Raw genomic sequence first — 16,676 nt, 5'->3', positions numbered from 1 at the left:
TCCGCCAAGCGGCAAGGATGCCTGAGGTCGGCGAGTTCTTGTCGTCAAGTCGTCGTTTTTGTCCAATCTGCAGCAGAGCTTTGCGCAAAAAGGTCAGGGTGCCTTTGCGTTCTTGCGGCCATCGGCCTCGGGCCGCCCGCCTCGGCATCTCGGCTTGCGTCGCCTCGCGCTAGTGCGCCGCGGCTCCTTGCGCCTGCGCCTCGGCGTCTTCCACGACCATGCGCTTGCTCGCGTTTCGCGCTCGCGTGCCGTCTTTCGGAATGAGCGGCGCGATGAACGTGCGCGGCGACGGAGGGATCAGCCACGCCAGCGTGGGCTTGAGCGCACGGCCCCACAGGCCCACGGCGCGGCCGACCAGCAACGCAGCGATGATGGTGCCCTCGCGCACCTGATGCAAGCCGCCGAGGGCCGCGAACGAGACCACTGCCGCTGCGGACATTAGCGTGACGTCGATGAGCACCTTGCACTTCGGGAAGGGTCGGCCCGATACGTACGACACCACCTGGACGATGGCGTCTGCGGGGCACATCACCAGATCGGGAGCCAGCTGCAGGTTGATGCCCAGCGCGAGTGTGATGATGGAGAGGGCCAGGAACACTGCCTGCAGCGGGTAGCTGTCGGCCGGCACGAACGAGAGCGCCCAAAGCCACGCGTCCACCGCGACGGACAGGACGAGAAACAGGGGAAGCTGCAGCACCTGGATTGGCTTGAACTCGCCACGGAGCAGGACGATCTCCGCCAGCAGGAACAGAAGGTTGAGCAGGAAGGTCCACGCGCCCATGGTCATCCATTCGGCGCCGTGGGCAGCTGATACGTCAGTAAACACGGCCGGCATCGACGAGATGGCTGCCGTTCCCATGCACGAGTGCTTCGAGAGCGCGATGCCCAGCGCCACCAGGATGGCGCCCGCCGTCATGATCAATATCCGCAGGCAGAAGTTAGCGCGGACGCCGCCAAAGCGCGCGCCCCATGTCGTCTTGAAGTGTCCCATAGCCAGAAGTGTAGCACCAAGCTGCTCTGCCCGATCGGCCCTCACCGGCAGGCGGCACAGGCGCCGCTTGGCCCTGGGGGGGCAAACTGCACGGTTTTTGCGACTTTGTGACAGGCGTCCGCGCCAGGCGGCACGCGGTCGGGACGTTTCCGCAGGTCGCGGGAAGGCGTCTCGTGAGGGGCCGCTGCGCATGGTCGTCGCGAGCGCCGAAATCGGGGCCGGACTGTCGCAAAGTCGCAAAAACCGTGCAGTTTGCCGCATCACGCCGTCGGGAAGGGCGGGACCCGCTGCTTCGGTGGTACCCCGGTCGTCCGAGCCGCCCGACTACCCCGGCCTCGGCCACCCGGCTGCCCCGCCCGCATCCGCGCCCGGTTACCGGCCCAGCCCGCTCCCAAGAAGCGCCTCCAGCGCGGCAAGCTCCTCCGCGAGCAGCGCGGCGAGCTCGCGCCAGTAGGGCGTGCGGGCCCGCTCGGCCAGCGAGCGCGCCCATCCCGCACTCCAGCGCCCAAGGTGCTCCTCGTGGAAGGCGCGGAGATCCGCGCTCAGGGAGCACGCCTCCTCCTCGTCCTCGGTGTCAGCGAGGCTATCCAACAAGAAAGCGCAGAAAGCCAGCTCGAAGGCGATGTGATCCTCGGGCTCCCGCCCCGCGCCCGCAATCGCGAGCCCATGGCGCCGGTAGCAGGAGCGCACCTCGAGGGTCTCCCGCTGGAAGAGCAGGTCGTCCTCGCTCATCCAGGCCGACTCCCATGGCGGACAGAGCGGCTTCTCCGGCCCCTCGAGCAGGCGCTGGAAGTCGCGGGCCGCCTCAGTCGCCTCGGCTTCGGTCGCAGGCTGCCCGAGCAACGCCGTCATCATCTCCCCGGTGGGCGCCTGGCGCAGCGCCTGGGAGAGGAATCCCAGACGGGCAACCGCCTCGCGGACCGTGAGGTTGGCATCGTTATCCATGGCGCGTCCTTTCGCCAAAGAGGGGGGCGCCTCGCCTCGGCGCCCCCGGTTGGCTAATACTGAAGGTTGACGGAGCAGGAGTAAAACAGTGCGCGGGCGAGCAGCAGGGCGATGACCACCAGCGCGCATCCCGCCAGGGACAGCCCGCGTCCCAGCCCCTCGGAGCCCGCGCGCCCGGCAAGCAGCGCCCCGGCGGCCTGGAGACCGGCGCCGGCGGCCCCGCAGACGGCCTCGGCCAGCAGCAGGGGCGCCTGGACGCCCGTGGCCAGGGCGATGGACGCCACGCCGGCCGGCCCCTCGGCGCCCGCCAGCCCAAAGCCGAAGGCCGTCGCGAATCCCAGAAGCCCGAGCAGCGCCGCGCCGGCCACGGCAAAGCCGATGGCGCGGCCGCGTGCCGCCTCGTCACCCCTCGCAAGGGACAGCGTGACGGTTGACGCCACGGCGCATCCGGCCATGAGGGAGCCGATGATGAGCCCCAGCGGCGTGGCGGGCGTGTTCCAATAGGGGATGGTGGGCAGCAGGTAGGCGTTGCCCGCGCTGGCCAGGAACCCGACGGCCACCACGGCCGAGACGGCCCAGGAGATGGTGGCGACGCTGCCGCTCGCCTTCCAGGCCAGCAGGGCGGTGACGGCCATGCACGCGAGGGAGAGGGCTCCCATGAGCACCTCGCGGGAGAGCCACGAGCTGCCCACGTTCAGAAGGGCCGTCGGCGCGCCCAGGATGGAGCCGAGGTGCGCCATCGACGCTGCCAGCCCCGCGGCCAGCACGAGGGCGCAGCCGCCGAAGAAGGCGGCCGCCGGGAAGCGGCGCTCGGATGCGCTCGCGTCGCCGCCGGCGTGCTCGATGAGCAGCCGGGCGCCTCCCCCGCAGATGAATGCTCCCACGGAGGCGGCGGTCAGAAACGTGAAGATGAGGAGGGGCCACTCGTAGCTCATCGCAAAGCCTCCTTCGGAGTCGTCAGGTAGTTGGGGTGGGTGAGCGAGGACGGGGGCAGCACCGAGAGGTCACTCACGGCGTCGGGGTGCTGTCGTCGCAGCTCGTCGATGTCGCCGAAGCGCAGCGCCCGGGTAGAGCAGGCGCCCACGCAGGCGGGCTCCATGCCCTTGTCGAGGAACTTCTCCTTGCACCCGTCGCACTTGCCCATGCGCTTCTCCGCCTCGTCCCAGGAGGGGGCGCCGTAGGGGCATGACCACTCGCACATGCGGCATCCGATGCAGCGGGCGCGGTCCTGGATGACCAGTCCCGTCTCCGGATCCTTACTGATGGCCCCGGTGGGGCAGTTGGCCGCGCAGGGCGCGTTGTCGCAGTGGTTGCACCCCATTGGTACGGTGGCCGCCCACATATGGGGGAACGTGCCGCCCTCGAAGTCGCGGGCCTCGCGGAAGAACCGCCCGACGGGCAGGTCGTTGACGTCCTTGCACGCCACTTGGCAGCATTTGCAGCCCGTGCATGACGTCATGTCGAAGTAGAAGCCTTTCTGAGCCATTTATCCCACCTCCACGATACGCTGCGGCCACAGGCAGTCGGGATCGAGCGCCTCGCCGTCCCATTTCTCGACGCTGACGTTGCAGCTGTTCCAGGCTTGGATGCCCGATCCGGACTTGAGGGGCCCTACCAGGTAGTTGGCGCAGCCGGCTCGGTCGATGCCCGTCTCCTCGTTTACGTCGACCCAGGTGGCCTCGTCCAGCTTGACCACGCCCGGCATGATGCGCTCGCTCACGTCGGCGCGACGCAGGCAGGAGCCCCAGCGGCTGCGGATGAGGACGGTGTCGCCCTTCTCGATGCCGAGCCGCGCGGCGTCGGCGCTGTTCATCTGGAAGTCGTTGGGGTGCGCCTCGCGCGTCCAGGGGACGTTGTCGAACGAGGAATGCACGGTGCGCAGGCAGTGCAGCGTCACCAGCTGGAAGGGGAACTCGCCCGGCTCCTTCGTCTCCCAGTCGGCCAGCGTGTCCTCGTATCCCTCTGCGGGCACCTCGTACTTGGCGATGGGCGACTTCTTGGTGAAGCCCACCGCGTCGACGAAGTCGACGATGCCCTGGCAGTAGATCTCCAGCTTCCCGGAAGGGGTGGGGCGGGGGTTGGCCACCGGGTCGTCCACGAAGTCCTTCAGCGCGGTGTAGCCGTAGTTGTCGCCCTCGTGGCGCTCCACCCGGCAGAACCCGTCCTCGAGGAACTGCTTATAGGAGAACGTGCCCTCCTGGGGCTTGCCCTCGACGCCCTCGGGGATGTCGTCGGCCTCCAGGGTGAACAGCGGTGCCTTGGTCACGCCGTCCTCCAGCACCACGGTGGCTCCGCTGATGCGGTTCCATCCCACCTGCTCAAGCGAGAGGGGGTTGATGAGCGCGCGGTCGACGCCCATGCGGGCGGCCAGCTCCTCGTCGATCCACGCGTCGGTGCGCGCCTCGAACAGGGGCTCGCAGATCTGCTGGGCCGACAGCATGGTCTCGCGGTTGGTCTTCGTGTAGAGGAGGGTGTCGCCCGGCTCCTCCCAGCGGGTGCAGGCGGGCAGGACGATGTCGGCGTAGCGGCAGTTCGTGTTCATGTGGTAGCCGCTGGCCACCACGAACTCCACCTTGCGGTGGGCCTCGATGCCGCGCTTGGTCGCCGGGGACTGGTTGAGCGTGGCGCCTCGCCCGATGTGGTTGATCATCTGGATGTTGATGGGGAGCACGCCGCGCGCGCCGGCATGGTACTCGCCGTCGATGACTGCGTCCCAGATCTCAGAGTGGTTGATGCACGTCCAGTCGGAGGTATCGGCCGGGTCGATGGTGTAGTACTCGTAGGGGCTCACCGGGTTCTTGATGGCGGGAACCTTGGTGGCGCCGCCGCTGATGAGCCAAGGGCCGCCCGTGCCTGACCCCACGTTGGAGGTGACCACGTGCCCCACCATGGCGCCGCGCTTGCCCACGTTGCCCGTCATCCATCCCACCGTGAGGAACGCCTGGGCGAACTGGTCGCCGTTGGCGGTGCGGGCTGGCGCGCGGCTGCAGGTGAGGGCCATGGGCTTGGTGGTGGCCATCTCATAGGCGAGGGACTTGATCTGCTCGACGGGCGTCCCGCATATCTCGCTGGCCCACGCGGCGGTCTTCGGCACGCCGTCATAGGTGCCTAGCACGTAGTCCTTGAAGTTGTCCTCGGGGTTCGCGCCGGCGGGCATGTGGTCGGCGTCGAATCCGATGGTGTAGGTGTCGAGGAACGCCTGATCCTGCAGGTTGTTGCTGATCATCTCATGGGCGATGCCCAGCAGGAGGGCGGTGTCGGTGCAGGGGCGCACGGGCACGAACTCATCGGCCAGCACCTTGGCCGAGTCGTGGTAGATGGGGTCGACCACGATGATGCGGGCTCCCCGGCGCTTGGCCTCCAGGAACGTGAGGATGGGGTTTCCCTGGCTCGACCAGACGGGGTTGTGGCCCCAGAGAACGATGAGGTTGGAGTCGTAGTACTCGAAGCGGTCGGAGAGCGTGAGCGCATGGCGTGGCCAGCCGCCGCCCACCATCTTCTGCGACGTCCAGTAGAAGCCGCCCGAGGACCAGCACGACCACATGGTGGTCGATCCCCCGATGGCGTTGAAGAAACGCCCGGGGCCGCTGCGCTCCGACGACAGGATGGCCGTGTTGCCGTAGGTGTCCACGATGCGCCTGGTCTCGGCGGCGATGAGGTCGAGCGCCTCGTCCCAGCTGATGCGCACCCACTCGTCGCAGCCGCGAAGGGAGCGATCGCCGCCGCCGGGCTCCCAGTGCTTGCGCTTCACGGGGTACTTCAGACGGTCGGCCCCGAACACGAGCGTGCGCATGGAGCGCCCGCGGTGGCACCCGCGCTGCTGGGGCATGTCGGGCGTGTCGTCGCCGCTCACGTCGGTGCGCTGGTAGAGCACCGCGCCGTCCTTCACGTAGGCTTGGTTGACGCAGTTTCCGCCGCAGTCGAACCAGCACGAGGCGTTGCGCCATTCCCCGTTGGGCTCCTCGGCCTGGGCCTCCAGAGGGCGGAAGGCGCCGAAGCCCGCTTGGGCTGCGCACCCCGCGGCGCCTATCGCCGCGCTCCACTGGAGGAAGCGGCGACGGCTCAGGGGGACGATCTCCCTCGGTGCGTTCCTCTCTTCCACGATTTCCCTCCTTCTCATTCGGTGAACCGCTCTTCGTCTCCGCCCGTCGTGGCGGGGACGCGGCTCCAGCTTCATCCAAGAGGGGAGGTCGGAGGTATCATCACGACAGGTGAAAAGGGGAAACCGTGTCATCAGGACGTATGATTTTGAGTTCGCGGGCCTATTTTCGCCCTGCTCCGAAGAGGGTTCGTCGACGTGGCCCCTTACAATACGGAGGGGGAGGCAGGCTCAAGGGGAGGCAGGACTGACGATGATCCCGGGAGGGAAGTACCGGCACGGGGAATGGCGATGGCGAGAGTTTGCTCTTGCCACGCTGGGCTTCACCTTCTACCGGCTCTATATCTCGATCTTCTTCGTCTCGAACCACGTGCTGCCCCAGCCCCAGGCCACCATGGCGAACAGCGCCTACGATGCGTACAGCTTTCTGCTCGCCTTCCTGGTGGCATCCGTCGCGCTTGTCAGGAGGCCGGCCTTCTTCCGGTCGGATATCGCCGCCGCGCTGGGCGCGGCCTGCATGGCGCTGGGCGCCCTGTCCTACGCGGCCCTCTCCGTGGGCGGCTGGGGGGAGCTGGCCGGGCCGTTTGCCATCTGCGCGAGCGTGGGCGTCGCCCTCATGACCGTTCAGTGGGGCTGTGCGCTGGGGGTGCGCTGGCGCGAGGAGGGGCTGTTCTCGATCATCGCGGGCTTCTTTCTCGCGGCTGTGCTCAACACGGGCGCCGGGCTCTTCGCCCCGGCCTATCAGGTGCTGGCCGCCTTGGCGGGGCCGGCTTCCTGCCTGGCCCTGATGAAGCTGCGCCGCTGCCGGGCGGCCTCGGAAGGCTCGCTCGCGCAGCGGGCGGGCAGTGATGTGCGCGCCGGCGGGGCGGAGCGGGTGGAGGCCGGCTTCATCGCTCGGGCGTCCGTGGCGTTCCTGCTGTTTGCCGTGGCGTCGGTGTTCTGTTCGATGCCCATGGAGTTCTCGGTTATCGGTGGTGCGAGCGAGTCGGATCGGCTGCTGCTTTTGCTGCGCACCTGCGTGACGGCGGCCGTGTGCCTCGTTGCCTTGGGCCTGGCGGTGCTGCCGCGCACCTCGCTGCGCAGCATCTACCGGCTCATCCCGCTGTTCCTGGTCATCGGCGGGCTCTCCGCCTTCCTGCAAGAGCTCTCGCCGCTGGTGGCCTATGCGTGCGCTCTGGTGGGGCGCCTGGGGTTCCAGCTGGTGTTCTGGCTCTTCGCGCCTCGCATCGCCTGCTGCTCTAAGACGCCGGCGGGGCGCGTCTTCGCGGTTGAGTTCGCGCTCTACTGGTTTGGGTACGCCGGGTCGCTCTTCGTCGTGCGGCACCTATGGCCCGATCCCTACCATGTGTCGGTGGACGCCATGGGGAGCATGGTGGTGGCTGCCATCGTCATTTTGCTGGTGTCCTACTTGTTCGTGCTTCCCGAGCACGATCTCCGCGTGGCGACGGGGGAGGCGCTGCCCGATGCCGACGGCGCGTCTGCGCCTGCTTCGGACGGAAGGAGCGCGGCAGGCGCTGTGGCCGATGACGGGGAGCTGGCGGCCATGGCGGAGCGCTACGGGCTCTCCCCACGGGAGACGGAGGTGTTCCTCCTGCTGGCTCGCGGGCGGGACACGGCCTATATCCAGAAGTCCCTCTTCATATCGGCGGGCACGGTGTCGAGTCACCGCCGGCGCATCTACCAGAAGATGGGCGTCCACACCAAGCAGGAGCTGCTCGACCTCGTCGAGGCGGGTGCCGTGTAGCTCGTCGTCGGGTAAACTGCACAGTTTTTGCGACTTTGCGACAAGCCGCGCTCTCGGCGAGCGGGAAGCTCCGACGTATTCCCAGGTCACAGGAGCGGCGGGGCGGCGAGGCCTCTTCGCGGACTCGGGGTGTGCGTGGAAAGGCGCCGGATTAGCGGCGAAATTGTCGCAAAGTCGCAAAAACTGTGCAGTTTGCGGGAGCCGCCCGCCTCCGGCGACCTCCCACGGCCCGCGACCCCACTGAGATGGACGACTCCCGCGGCCCGGGGCGGTATGGGCGACCCCCGCAGCCCGGCGCCCCCCGCGACCCCCGCCGGGCGACCCCCGCGACCCCCGCGCCTCCGCACCCTACGAGTTCAGCACGGCCTCGGCGCTGCGGCTGAAGTAGCCCTCGGGGATGTTGGCGGCCACGAACTCGGCGAACGCCCGGGCCTCGTCCGAGCGCGGCGCCTCGGAGGGCCAGGTCAGCGACACGGGGTACCACATGGTATCGGTGGCCACCTTGAACCGCACGACGCCGGGCTCGTTGCGGTAGCGGTGCGCGATGCACTCGGGCAGCGTGGCCCAGCCCAGTCCCGCCTTCACGCCCTCCACCATGGCCTCGTGCGTGTCGAAGCAGCCCACCATGTTGTGCTCGCGCAGCGATATGCCGTAGCGCTCGCGGAAGTGGCGATTGCCCACCATATGCCGCCCGGAATGCCACTCGTACACGATCATGGGCCACTTGAGCAGCGTCTCCACCGGCACGGGGTAGATGGCCTGGTTGTAGGGCGGCTTGTCCGGCGCCAGGAACACGAGCTTCTTGTAGCCCAGCACCTCGTTGACGATGCCCGGCTCCATGGGCTGGTTCTCCAGGATGGCGAAGTCCAGCTCGCCGTCCTTCAGCTTCTGCACCAGGTCGGGCTCGTAGCCGGCATCCAGGTGGACGCGGGCGCTCGGCAGCTGCTCCACGTACTCGGCCACCAGGCGCGGCAGCAGCGCCACTCCGTCGGCGAAGCTCATGCCGACGGTCAGGCTGGCGGGGAAGTGCTCGTCGATGGCGGCGATCTGCGAGGCCAGCACGCGTTCCATGTCCGCCACGTTCTGGGCGAACTTCACCACCACCTTGCCGGCCTGCGTGAGCGATATGCCCGATGACGAGCGGTTGATGAGCGAGGTGCCGAACTTCTTCTCGATGCTGTTGAGTTTCTGGGAAAGGCCGGGGCGCGACATATACAGCTGGTCGGCCGCTTGCGAGAGGCTCTTCGCCTTCGATAGAACGAGCAGGACCTCAACGTCATCGAACAGCATCGTTCCCCCTTTGCCTCCGGGAGCTACGAGCGTGGTCGGTGTCGGGCGGGCGCCATCCGGCTTTGCGCTGTGCGAAAGAGGGTGGCTCACTCGGCTCTGCAACGCTGGCGCAGCATCCGCGATTAAGCACACATGAGTAGATTAAACACTGCGCACTTGGAGTTAGTCCAGGGTATCAGCGCGAATCGGTGAAGTTCTTTTTACCCGAAGCTGTAACAAAAGCTTTCATGTCAGTTTTCCTTTGCAACCCCCGCAAGGAAGTCGAACGGCGAATCGGTGACTGACGCGGTAGTGATTCCCTACACCTTCCTATGATCGAAGCACAGGCGAAGGGGGAGTCGTGTCGCCGAGGGGGCCCACACAGAACCGTCGATCGAAGCTCCCAAACCTGAGTGCCAAAGAGGAAAGAAGAGGAGGAATCGATGGACAAACAGGGAATCATCGAGGCCAGCCGGGAGCGTCGCGAAGGTGAGCGCATCTTCTACACGTCCTGCCCGGCGAACGGATGCTGGGACTCCGCATGCGTTCTGAAGTGCCATCTCAAGGACGGCAAGCTCATCGCCGTCGAGCCCGACGACTCCATTAACAAGAACGACAGCCGCGAGGACTGCGGCTGGGAGAACCTGTGGAAGGGCAACGTGCAGATGCGCCCCTGCGCCATGGGCCACTCCTGGAAGAAGGAGCTCTACGCTGAGACGCGCCTTCTGCACCCCATGAAGCGCGTCGGCAAGAAGGGCCCGGGCAACGGCTACTTCGTGCAGATCAGCTGGGAAGAGGCCCTCGACACCATCGCTGAGAAGATGATCGAGATCAAGGGCAAGTACGGCCCCTACGGCATCTTCCACTCCCAGTACCCCAGCTTCGAGAAGAACGGCTTCCCGCTGGCCCCCTGGTGGGAGGCGGGCTTCGGCGCGTGGGGCGAGCACTCCTGCTCGGGCCATGCGGCTGGCGAGATGTTCCACCTGGGCGTCGACATGCCCAAGTGCGCTCGCGGCGTCGCGGATAACCTGCCGGGCTTCGAGGCCTCGGACATCTTCAACTCCAAGCTCTTCATCATGTGGGGCATGGATCCGGTGGTCGCCTGGTTCGGACCGACGTCCTACTACATGCAGCTGGCCCATGAGTACGGCTGCAAGACCATCGTCATCGACCCGCGCTACACCCAGTCCGCCGAGATTCTCGCCGATCAGTGGATTCCCATTCGCCCCGGCACCGACCTGGCCATGATGCTGGCCGTGGCCCAGGTGCTCTATGAAGAGGATCTCATCGACCACGAGTTCGTCGACGAGTGGGTCGAGAAGGACGGCTTCGAGGAGTGGCGCGCCTACGTCATGGGCGAGGGCGAGGACGGCATCAAGAAGACCCCCGAGTGGGCCGCCCCCATCACCGCCGTGCCGGCCGAGACCATCCGCGAGTTCGCGCGTCTCTACGGTACCGAGAAGCCGGTGCATCTGCAGTACTTCTACTCTTGCGCCAAGCGCCACCTGGGCGACTACAGCGCGGCTGCCGCCATGCTGCTCCAGGCCATGACCGGCAACGTTGCCTGTGCTGGCGGCTGCGAGTCGGGCGCCTGCCTGCCCACCCCCGGCCGCGTGCCCGCGCCTCGCGCCGACTTCGGCCGCAATCCGGGTGACTACACGGTGCCGGTGCTGTTCAACAACAACTGCCTGACCGAGATCCTGGCGTCGCAGAAGGACTACTGGGAGGGCCGCATGAGCGAGGACGAGTTCCGCCATCGCATCGGCTCGCCGACCAACGACAGCCCGCTGCCCAACATCCAGATGATCATCTTCGAGAACAACTACGCCAACAACCACTCGAACGTGAACCGTCGCTTCCAGGGCATGGCCGACACGGAGTTCAACTGGGGCTTCCAGTGGCATATGAACCAGCCCACCGCCGAGCTCTGCGACATCATCCTGCCGGCGCCGGTGTGGCAGCTCGAGGGCATGGACGAGTACATGTACGGCCATCAGCGCTTCGTGAGCGGCCCGAACGGCATGCGCAACTACTTCACCTTCTGCGCCCGTGGCTGCGACTTCCCCGGCGAGGTGCGCTCCAAGGAGTGGGTGTGGACTGAGATCGCCAAGCGTCTGGGCGATGAGGTCGTCGAGGGCTACAACCCCCGCATGAAGGACGTTCCGGTGGAGAAGTGGGTTGACGCCCAGGAGGCCATCTACAAGGAGGCCTTCGAGAAGTGGGCCGACAACGAGACCGTCATGGCCTACCTCGGCTACGAGAAGCGCCCCACCTGGGAGGAGTTCAACGCGAATCCGGTCGTCCGCACCGAGATCGACGTGCCGTACTACCCCTTCAAGAACGTCATGGAGCGTGGCGACAGCCCGTTCCTCACGCCGTCGGGCAAGGTTGAGTTCGTGTCCAACTTCGTGAAGAACAACGACATGACCGAGACCCGCTGGCGCGGCCAGTACGAGGCCATGCCGGTGTGGAGCCCCAGCTACGTCGAGGGCGACATCTCCACGGCCTCCAACGACGGCTTCTACAACCCGAAGGTCAAGGACTATCCGCTGTCGCTGGTCACCCCGGTGTCCATCTACCGACAGCACTCCTCCAACGACAACAACCCGTTCATGCGCGAGGACGTCTACCGCCACGGCGTGTGGATCTCCGGCGTGGACGCCCAGGCTCGCGGCATCAAGGACGGCGACGTCTGCCGCGTCTACAGCGATCGCGGCGAGGCCATCCTCACGGCCTACGTGACCAACCGCTGCATGCCCGGCACCGCGGCCATCCACCATGGCGGCTGGTACCAGACCAACGGCGAGACGAGCGAGATGAACGCCTTTGGCCAGGATATGCGCGGTACGCCGAACATCTTCCTCGATGACGGCCACCTGCCCCACATCCTGGGCGCGCTGATCATCGCCGGCCTCATCAACGTTGAGAAGGTGGCCGACGGCGACGCCGAGGGCTACGGCTCCGAGGCCGAGCGCGGCGGCATGCGCGGCGCATCGGTCGCCATTGGCACCCGCGATGCCCTGGCCAAGAAGGACGGCGCCCGCGACGCGGCCGCCACGGCCTAGTGGCGAAGACTTCGAGAGGAGGAAACAGACAATGACCCAGTACGGATTCTTTTTCGACATGAACCGCTGCTACGCCTGCCAGGCCTGCAGCATTGCCTGCAAGGACTGGAACGGCCTTGAGCCCGGCGCCGAGAAGTGGATGACCGTCTACGAGTGGGAGCAGGGCACGTTCCCGAACATCCGCCTGCACGCGCTCGCGTTCCCCTGCGCGCACTGCGAGGATCCCTCGTGCGTGAAGGTGTGCGAGTCGGGCGCCCTCTACAAGGAGGACGAGTTCGGCGCGGTCCTGGTGGACCAGGACAAGTGCACCGGCTGCCGCAAGTGCTACGACGCGTGCCCCTATGGCGCGCCGAAGTTCGCCACTGACGAGCCGACGGCCAAGATGAGCAAGTGCACCATGTGCGTCGACCGCCTGGCCGACGGCCAGCAGCCCCTCTGCACCCTGAGCTGCCCGCTGCGCGCCTTCGACTTCGGCCCGCTCGACGAGCTCATCGAGAAGTACGGCGATGTGCGCTACTGCGAGGGCATGCCCTCCCCGGACGCCACCAAGCCGGCCTATCTCGTCTGGAACCCGCGCGAGAAGAAGCAGCTCATCCCGTATCCCGTGGACGAGGCCATCGCGCTCAACCAGCAGCGCGGCGACCTGGGCACCATGTTCGAGAGCGAGGAGGACCTCACCACCTTCGATGAGGGCACCATCCGCCGCGACAAGCTGCAGATGAAGTTCGACAACAACATCGAGCTCATGCGCGCGACTCGCAACGACATGGCGTAGGGCTTCGAATCGCCTTGACCTGTGGGACGGGAGGCGGTGGCGCGAGGCTGCGCTCAGAAGCTGCGCAGCCTTCGCTCCGCCCCGCGCCACCGCCTCCCTCGCCGCGCCCGAGCGCTTCTCCGCGGGAGGCGGGCCCCGCCCCGCGTCATCAGCACCATCTACGTCCACTTGCAGGCTTGGAGGACTTGGAAGTGGGCTTAGGGGAAATACGCATCAACCTGAAAGGGGAAAGAAATGGAGTGGATAGGAGTCATCGGCATCGTCGCCGGTCTCGTCTTCTTCGTCATCGCGGCTATGAAGGGATGGAACGTGCTCATCACGTCCATCGTGACCGCCATCATCATTGCTCTGACCAACGGCATGGACGTCATGAACTCCATGGTAGGCGCCGATAAGTCCTACGCGACGGGCCTCGCGGGCTTCATCCGCGGCAACCTGATGATCTTCATGGGCGGCGCCATCATGGGCGAGTTCATGGACAAGTCGGGTGCCGCTAAGGCCATCGCCCAGGCCATCATGGCGAAGGTGGGCACCAAGAGCCCGTACTTCGTGCTGCTGGGCATCGCCGGCGTGGGCGCCCTGCTCACCTACGCGGGCATCTCGATGTTCGTGGCCATGTTCGCCCTTATTCCGCTGGCGCGTCCCATGTTCCGCGAGTGCAACATCCCGTGGCACCTGTTCTGCGCTGCCTGGACTCTGGGCGCCTGCTCGTTCACCATGGCCATGATCCCCGGCGTGCCGGCCGTGGCCTGGATCAACGCCGCCAACGGCTGCGGTGTGTCCCTCACCGCCGCCCCCATCATGGGCATCGTGGGCTCCCTCATCGCCATCGTGGTGAGCTGCCTCTACATCAAGTTCGCCCTCAAGCGCGCTGAGGCCAAGGGCGAGCACTTCGTGGCCGACGCTGACGACGAGGCCGTCGAGGAGCAGAAGGATCTGCCCAGCCTGCTTCTGGCCCTGCTGCCGCTGATCATCCTGATCGGCGTCATCATCGGCCTGTCCGCCACCGGCATGAAGAACGTCGTCTACATCGGCATGCTGGCCGGCATCATCGCCTCCATCGTGTGCTTCTTCAAGTACGTGCCCTCCGTTCGCGACGCGCTCGGCAAGGGCGCCGTCGCCGGCGTGGGCCCGGCCGTGTTCACCTCCGCTGCCGTGGGCGTGGGCACCGTGGCCGCCGCCTCCGTGGGCTTCACCGTCATCTACGAGGCCATCTTCAACATGCCGGGCGGCACCTACGTCTCCGCCGCCACCATGGCTGCTGCCCTGGGCGGCATCATGGGCTCCGGCTCGGGCGCGGTGGGCATCATCGCCCAGAACTTCCTGGAGCCCTACCTGGCCACCGGTGTTGATCCCGCGGCCCTCGCCAAGATCATCGCCACGTCGGCCACCATCGGCGGCGCGCTGCCCAACTCGGGCGCCATGTTCGGCATGATGGCCGCCATGGGCCTGAACCACAAGAACTCCTACAAGCACATCGCCGCCATCTCCATCGGCGCCGGCCTGTGCGCCCTCGTGGTCATGATCCTCATGGCTACCGTCGGCATCTACTAGGAGCCCTGCGTCACCTGACCGACCGGGCCGCAGGCGGCATCCTCCAAGCTCCCTCGTGGCCCGGCCGGCTTCCCCCGGGGCCCCTCGCGCCCCATCCCCTGATCGACTGAGGAGAACAACCATGTGTTTTAGACCTGCTGACACCGGCGCCTCCGCCGGCCCGGCCAAGTGCCCCGAGTGTGGCAAGACCATCCAGGCCATGGGCGGCATCGAGCTGAAGACCTGCCCGTTCTGCAAGTGCGACTTCACGCCCTACCTCAACGGCTCCACGCCGCTGCCGACCGGCGCCCCGGCCGCTCCGGCTGCACCGGGCGCTCCCGGCGCCCCCAAGGCTCCCGGCGCTCCGGCTGCTCCTGCGGCCCCGGGCGCGCCCAAGGCCCCCGGGGCCTAGGACCCGCATTCCCGCTGGGCGCTCATCCCGAGCGCCCAGCTCCCTTCCCGAGGCCGCCCGCCGCACCCCACCGCGGGGGCGGCCTCGGGAAGGGAAAGGCATTCGCCGGTCGCCGAGGGGCGGCCGCCAGCCCTCCCTCGCGGAGCGCGGGCGGCCTGCGGCAACCGGTTCGCGCACGGCACCGGCGAGCGGAACCAGAGAGGGGCGATCCGCCAATGGAGAGCAAGACGAGCGAGGCGAAGGGCAAGCCCACCGACGAGGTGGCCGAGAAGACGCGGGGCCGGGCCCCGGCGGGCGAGGGCGCCTCGGCCAAGTCCCGCAGGAAGGGCTCGGCCACCGAGCAGGTGTCCCTGTTCGAGCGCGTGCCGGCTGACAAGCGGCTCGCGTGGCCCGACATCGGCGCCATCCTAGGCGGTGTGGTGTCGAGCCTGTCGAAGGTGATGGGCGGCGGCATCGTGGCGTTCTACGCCGGCTGCCAGATGGGCGGCGTGACCGTGGCCATCACGTTCGTCCTGTCGTTTCTGCTCACGCTGCTGGTGGGCAAGATCTGCTTTCGCGAGGGCCTGCCCAACAACGTGGTGTCCCGCTTCTACATCTTCGGCCGCCGCGGATCGGCCGCCGGATCCCTCATTTGGATATTCTGCCTGGTAGGCGTGCTGGCCGTGGGTACGGTGCAGCTGGGCAACGCCATCCTGTTCGCTTTCGGCTGGGAGGGCGAGGCCGTCCGCTGGGCGCTGTTCATCGGCATCTCGTGCGTGTGGGTGGTCATGGCGCTGTTCGGCACCAAGGTCATCGCCCGCATGAACGCGGTGTTCGTGGTGGCGCTGTTCTGCGTCATGGGCTACGTCATCTACCTCATCGCCGCCGACGGGCAGCTGGTCGACGCGGCCACCCACGGCATCCTCATTCCCGGCGTCGAGCCGGTGCAGGGCTTCGCCTACTCCGTGAACTACGCCATCATGACGAGCGGCCTCATGGCGCTGTTCGCCGCCGACTTCACGCGGTTCGCCCGCAAGGAGCGCGACATCGCGCCCATCGCCGCCACCGGCAGCGTGTTCGCCATCATCACCTACCTGTGCGGCGCGCTCATCGTCTACTACGGCTTCGAGAAGTCGGTCGAGTACTTCACCGCCCAGGGCATGGGCGCCACGCTCGCGGCCAACGCGGCGGTTACCAACCCCGGCGTGTCGCTCGTGCTGGCGGCCGGCGGCGTGGGCCTGGCGGTCATCTGCCTGTCGCAGATGAAGGTGGAGACGTCCAACTCCATCGGCGGCGCCAACGCCGTGTCCAACCTGGTCAACTCGCTTACCGGCCGCAAGCTGCCTTGGGCGGCGGCGGTCATCGGCGCCAACGCCATCGGACTCGCGTTCATTCTGGGCAACATCCTCGACCAGGTGAACGCGTTTATGAGCTACGGCTCCATTCTCACGAGCTCTTGGTGCGTGCTGCTCATCACCGACTATTACCTGGTGCGCGGCAAGATGGGCATCGGCGCGGTGGGCATCGACCTGGACGCGCCCGAGCACGAGGTCAACTGGCGCGGCGTGGGCACCATCGCGGCGGTGGGCCTGCTCGGCAGCGTGCTCTACGCCACCGGCGCCGTGGCCGTGCCGTTTCTGGTGGTGGCCCCGCTGACGGTGCTCGTCTATGTGGCGGCCAGCTGGGTGCTGCGCGACAAGGTGCGTGCCGGGGAGATAGGGTAGGGAAGAGGCGGCGCGACGCCTGGCGGGTTCCCCGCGGGCGGCCGGAGCCGGCGCGGGGGGCGCCCTGGCCGGCGGGTCGCTCGCCTCCCGCGGCCGGCGGGTCGCCCGCAAAAAAGAGCCCCCTGTCGCAGGCTGCGCGA

The 16,676-nt window shown here is 67.3% G+C and carries 12 protein-coding genes; 6 read left to right on the top strand and 6 right to left on the bottom strand.

Annotated features, from left to right (window positions below; genetic code table 11):
- Positions 1 to 169 precede the first annotated feature (169 nt).
- The 5 genes from AC6I0Y_RS10375 to AC6I0Y_RS10355 form a co-directional block, all read right to left on the bottom strand.
- On the bottom strand, positions 170 to 991 hold the full coding sequence (locus tag AC6I0Y_RS10375) for a YczE/YyaS/YitT family protein (RefSeq protein WP_497731656.1): 822 nt from the start codon (positions 989 to 991) through the stop codon (positions 170 to 172).
- 372 nt (positions 992 to 1,363) lie between these two features.
- Positions 1,364 to 1,936: a TorD/DmsD family molecular chaperone gene (locus AC6I0Y_RS10370; protein WP_497731653.1), complete on the bottom strand. Its 573-nt coding sequence runs from the start codon at positions 1,934 to 1,936 to the stop codon at positions 1,364 to 1,366.
- Between the two features lie 53 nt (positions 1,937 to 1,989).
- Positions 1,990 to 2,871: a dimethyl sulfoxide reductase anchor subunit family protein gene (locus AC6I0Y_RS10365; protein WP_497731650.1), complete on the bottom strand. Its 882-nt coding sequence runs from the start codon at positions 2,869 to 2,871 to the stop codon at positions 1,990 to 1,992.
- Positions 2,868 to 3,422: a 4Fe-4S dicluster domain-containing protein gene (locus tag AC6I0Y_RS10360; protein WP_497731648.1), complete on the bottom strand. Its 555-nt coding sequence runs from the start codon at positions 3,420 to 3,422 to the stop codon at positions 2,868 to 2,870. The genes AC6I0Y_RS10365 and AC6I0Y_RS10360 overlap by 4 nt, the downstream gene beginning before the upstream one ends.
- Entirely contained in the window at positions 3,423 to 6,038 is a 2,616-nt protein-coding gene (locus AC6I0Y_RS10355; protein WP_497731645.1) for a molybdopterin-dependent oxidoreductase, read from the bottom strand.
- A gap of 250 nt (positions 6,039 to 6,288) precedes the next feature.
- Here AC6I0Y_RS10355 and AC6I0Y_RS10350 point away from each other — a divergent pair, with 250 nt between their 5' ends.
- Positions 6,289 to 7,779, top strand: a complete 1,491-nt coding sequence (locus AC6I0Y_RS10350) for a helix-turn-helix transcriptional regulator (RefSeq protein WP_497731643.1) — start codon at positions 6,289 to 6,291, stop codon at positions 7,777 to 7,779.
- Between the two features lie 348 nt (positions 7,780 to 8,127).
- On the opposite strand, the gene AC6I0Y_RS10345 is transcribed toward AC6I0Y_RS10350, so the two are convergent.
- Positions 8,128 to 9,069: a LysR family transcriptional regulator gene (locus AC6I0Y_RS10345; protein WP_497731641.1), complete on the bottom strand. Its 942-nt coding sequence runs from the start codon at positions 9,067 to 9,069 to the stop codon at positions 8,128 to 8,130.
- 422 nt (positions 9,070 to 9,491) lie between these two features.
- On the opposite strand from AC6I0Y_RS10345, the gene AC6I0Y_RS10340 reads away from it, so the two are divergent.
- The 5 genes from AC6I0Y_RS10340 (at position 9,492) to AC6I0Y_RS10320 (ending at position 16,536) form a co-directional block, all read left to right on the top strand.
- Positions 9,492 to 12,113, top strand: a complete 2,622-nt coding sequence (locus AC6I0Y_RS10340) for a molybdopterin-containing oxidoreductase family protein (protein WP_497731638.1) — start codon at positions 9,492 to 9,494, stop codon at positions 12,111 to 12,113.
- Between the two features lie 31 nt (positions 12,114 to 12,144).
- A complete protein-coding gene (locus AC6I0Y_RS10335; protein ID WP_497731635.1) occupies positions 12,145 to 12,888 on the top strand; it encodes a 4Fe-4S dicluster domain-containing protein in 744 nt (247 codons plus the stop codon).
- Between the two features lie 234 nt (positions 12,889 to 13,122).
- On the top strand, positions 13,123 to 14,442 hold the full coding sequence (locus AC6I0Y_RS10330) for a GntP family permease (RefSeq protein ID WP_497731633.1): 1,320 nt from the start codon (positions 13,123 to 13,125) through the stop codon (positions 14,440 to 14,442).
- Between the two features lie 121 nt (positions 14,443 to 14,563).
- Positions 14,564 to 14,833: a hypothetical protein gene (locus tag AC6I0Y_RS10325; RefSeq protein WP_497731630.1), complete on the top strand. Its 270-nt coding sequence runs from the start codon at positions 14,564 to 14,566 to the stop codon at positions 14,831 to 14,833.
- 215 nt (positions 14,834 to 15,048) lie between these two features.
- On the top strand, positions 15,049 to 16,536 hold the full coding sequence (locus tag AC6I0Y_RS10320; RefSeq protein ID WP_497731628.1) for a purine-cytosine permease family protein: 1,488 nt from the start codon (positions 15,049 to 15,051) through the stop codon (positions 16,534 to 16,536).
- Positions 16,537 to 16,676: the final 140 nt, after the last annotated feature.

This window comes from Adlercreutzia sp. St.1H8 (assembly GCF_059728655.1).
Note: the sequence above shows the minus strand (reverse complement) of the source record. Positions and strands in the feature narration are given on the sequence as shown.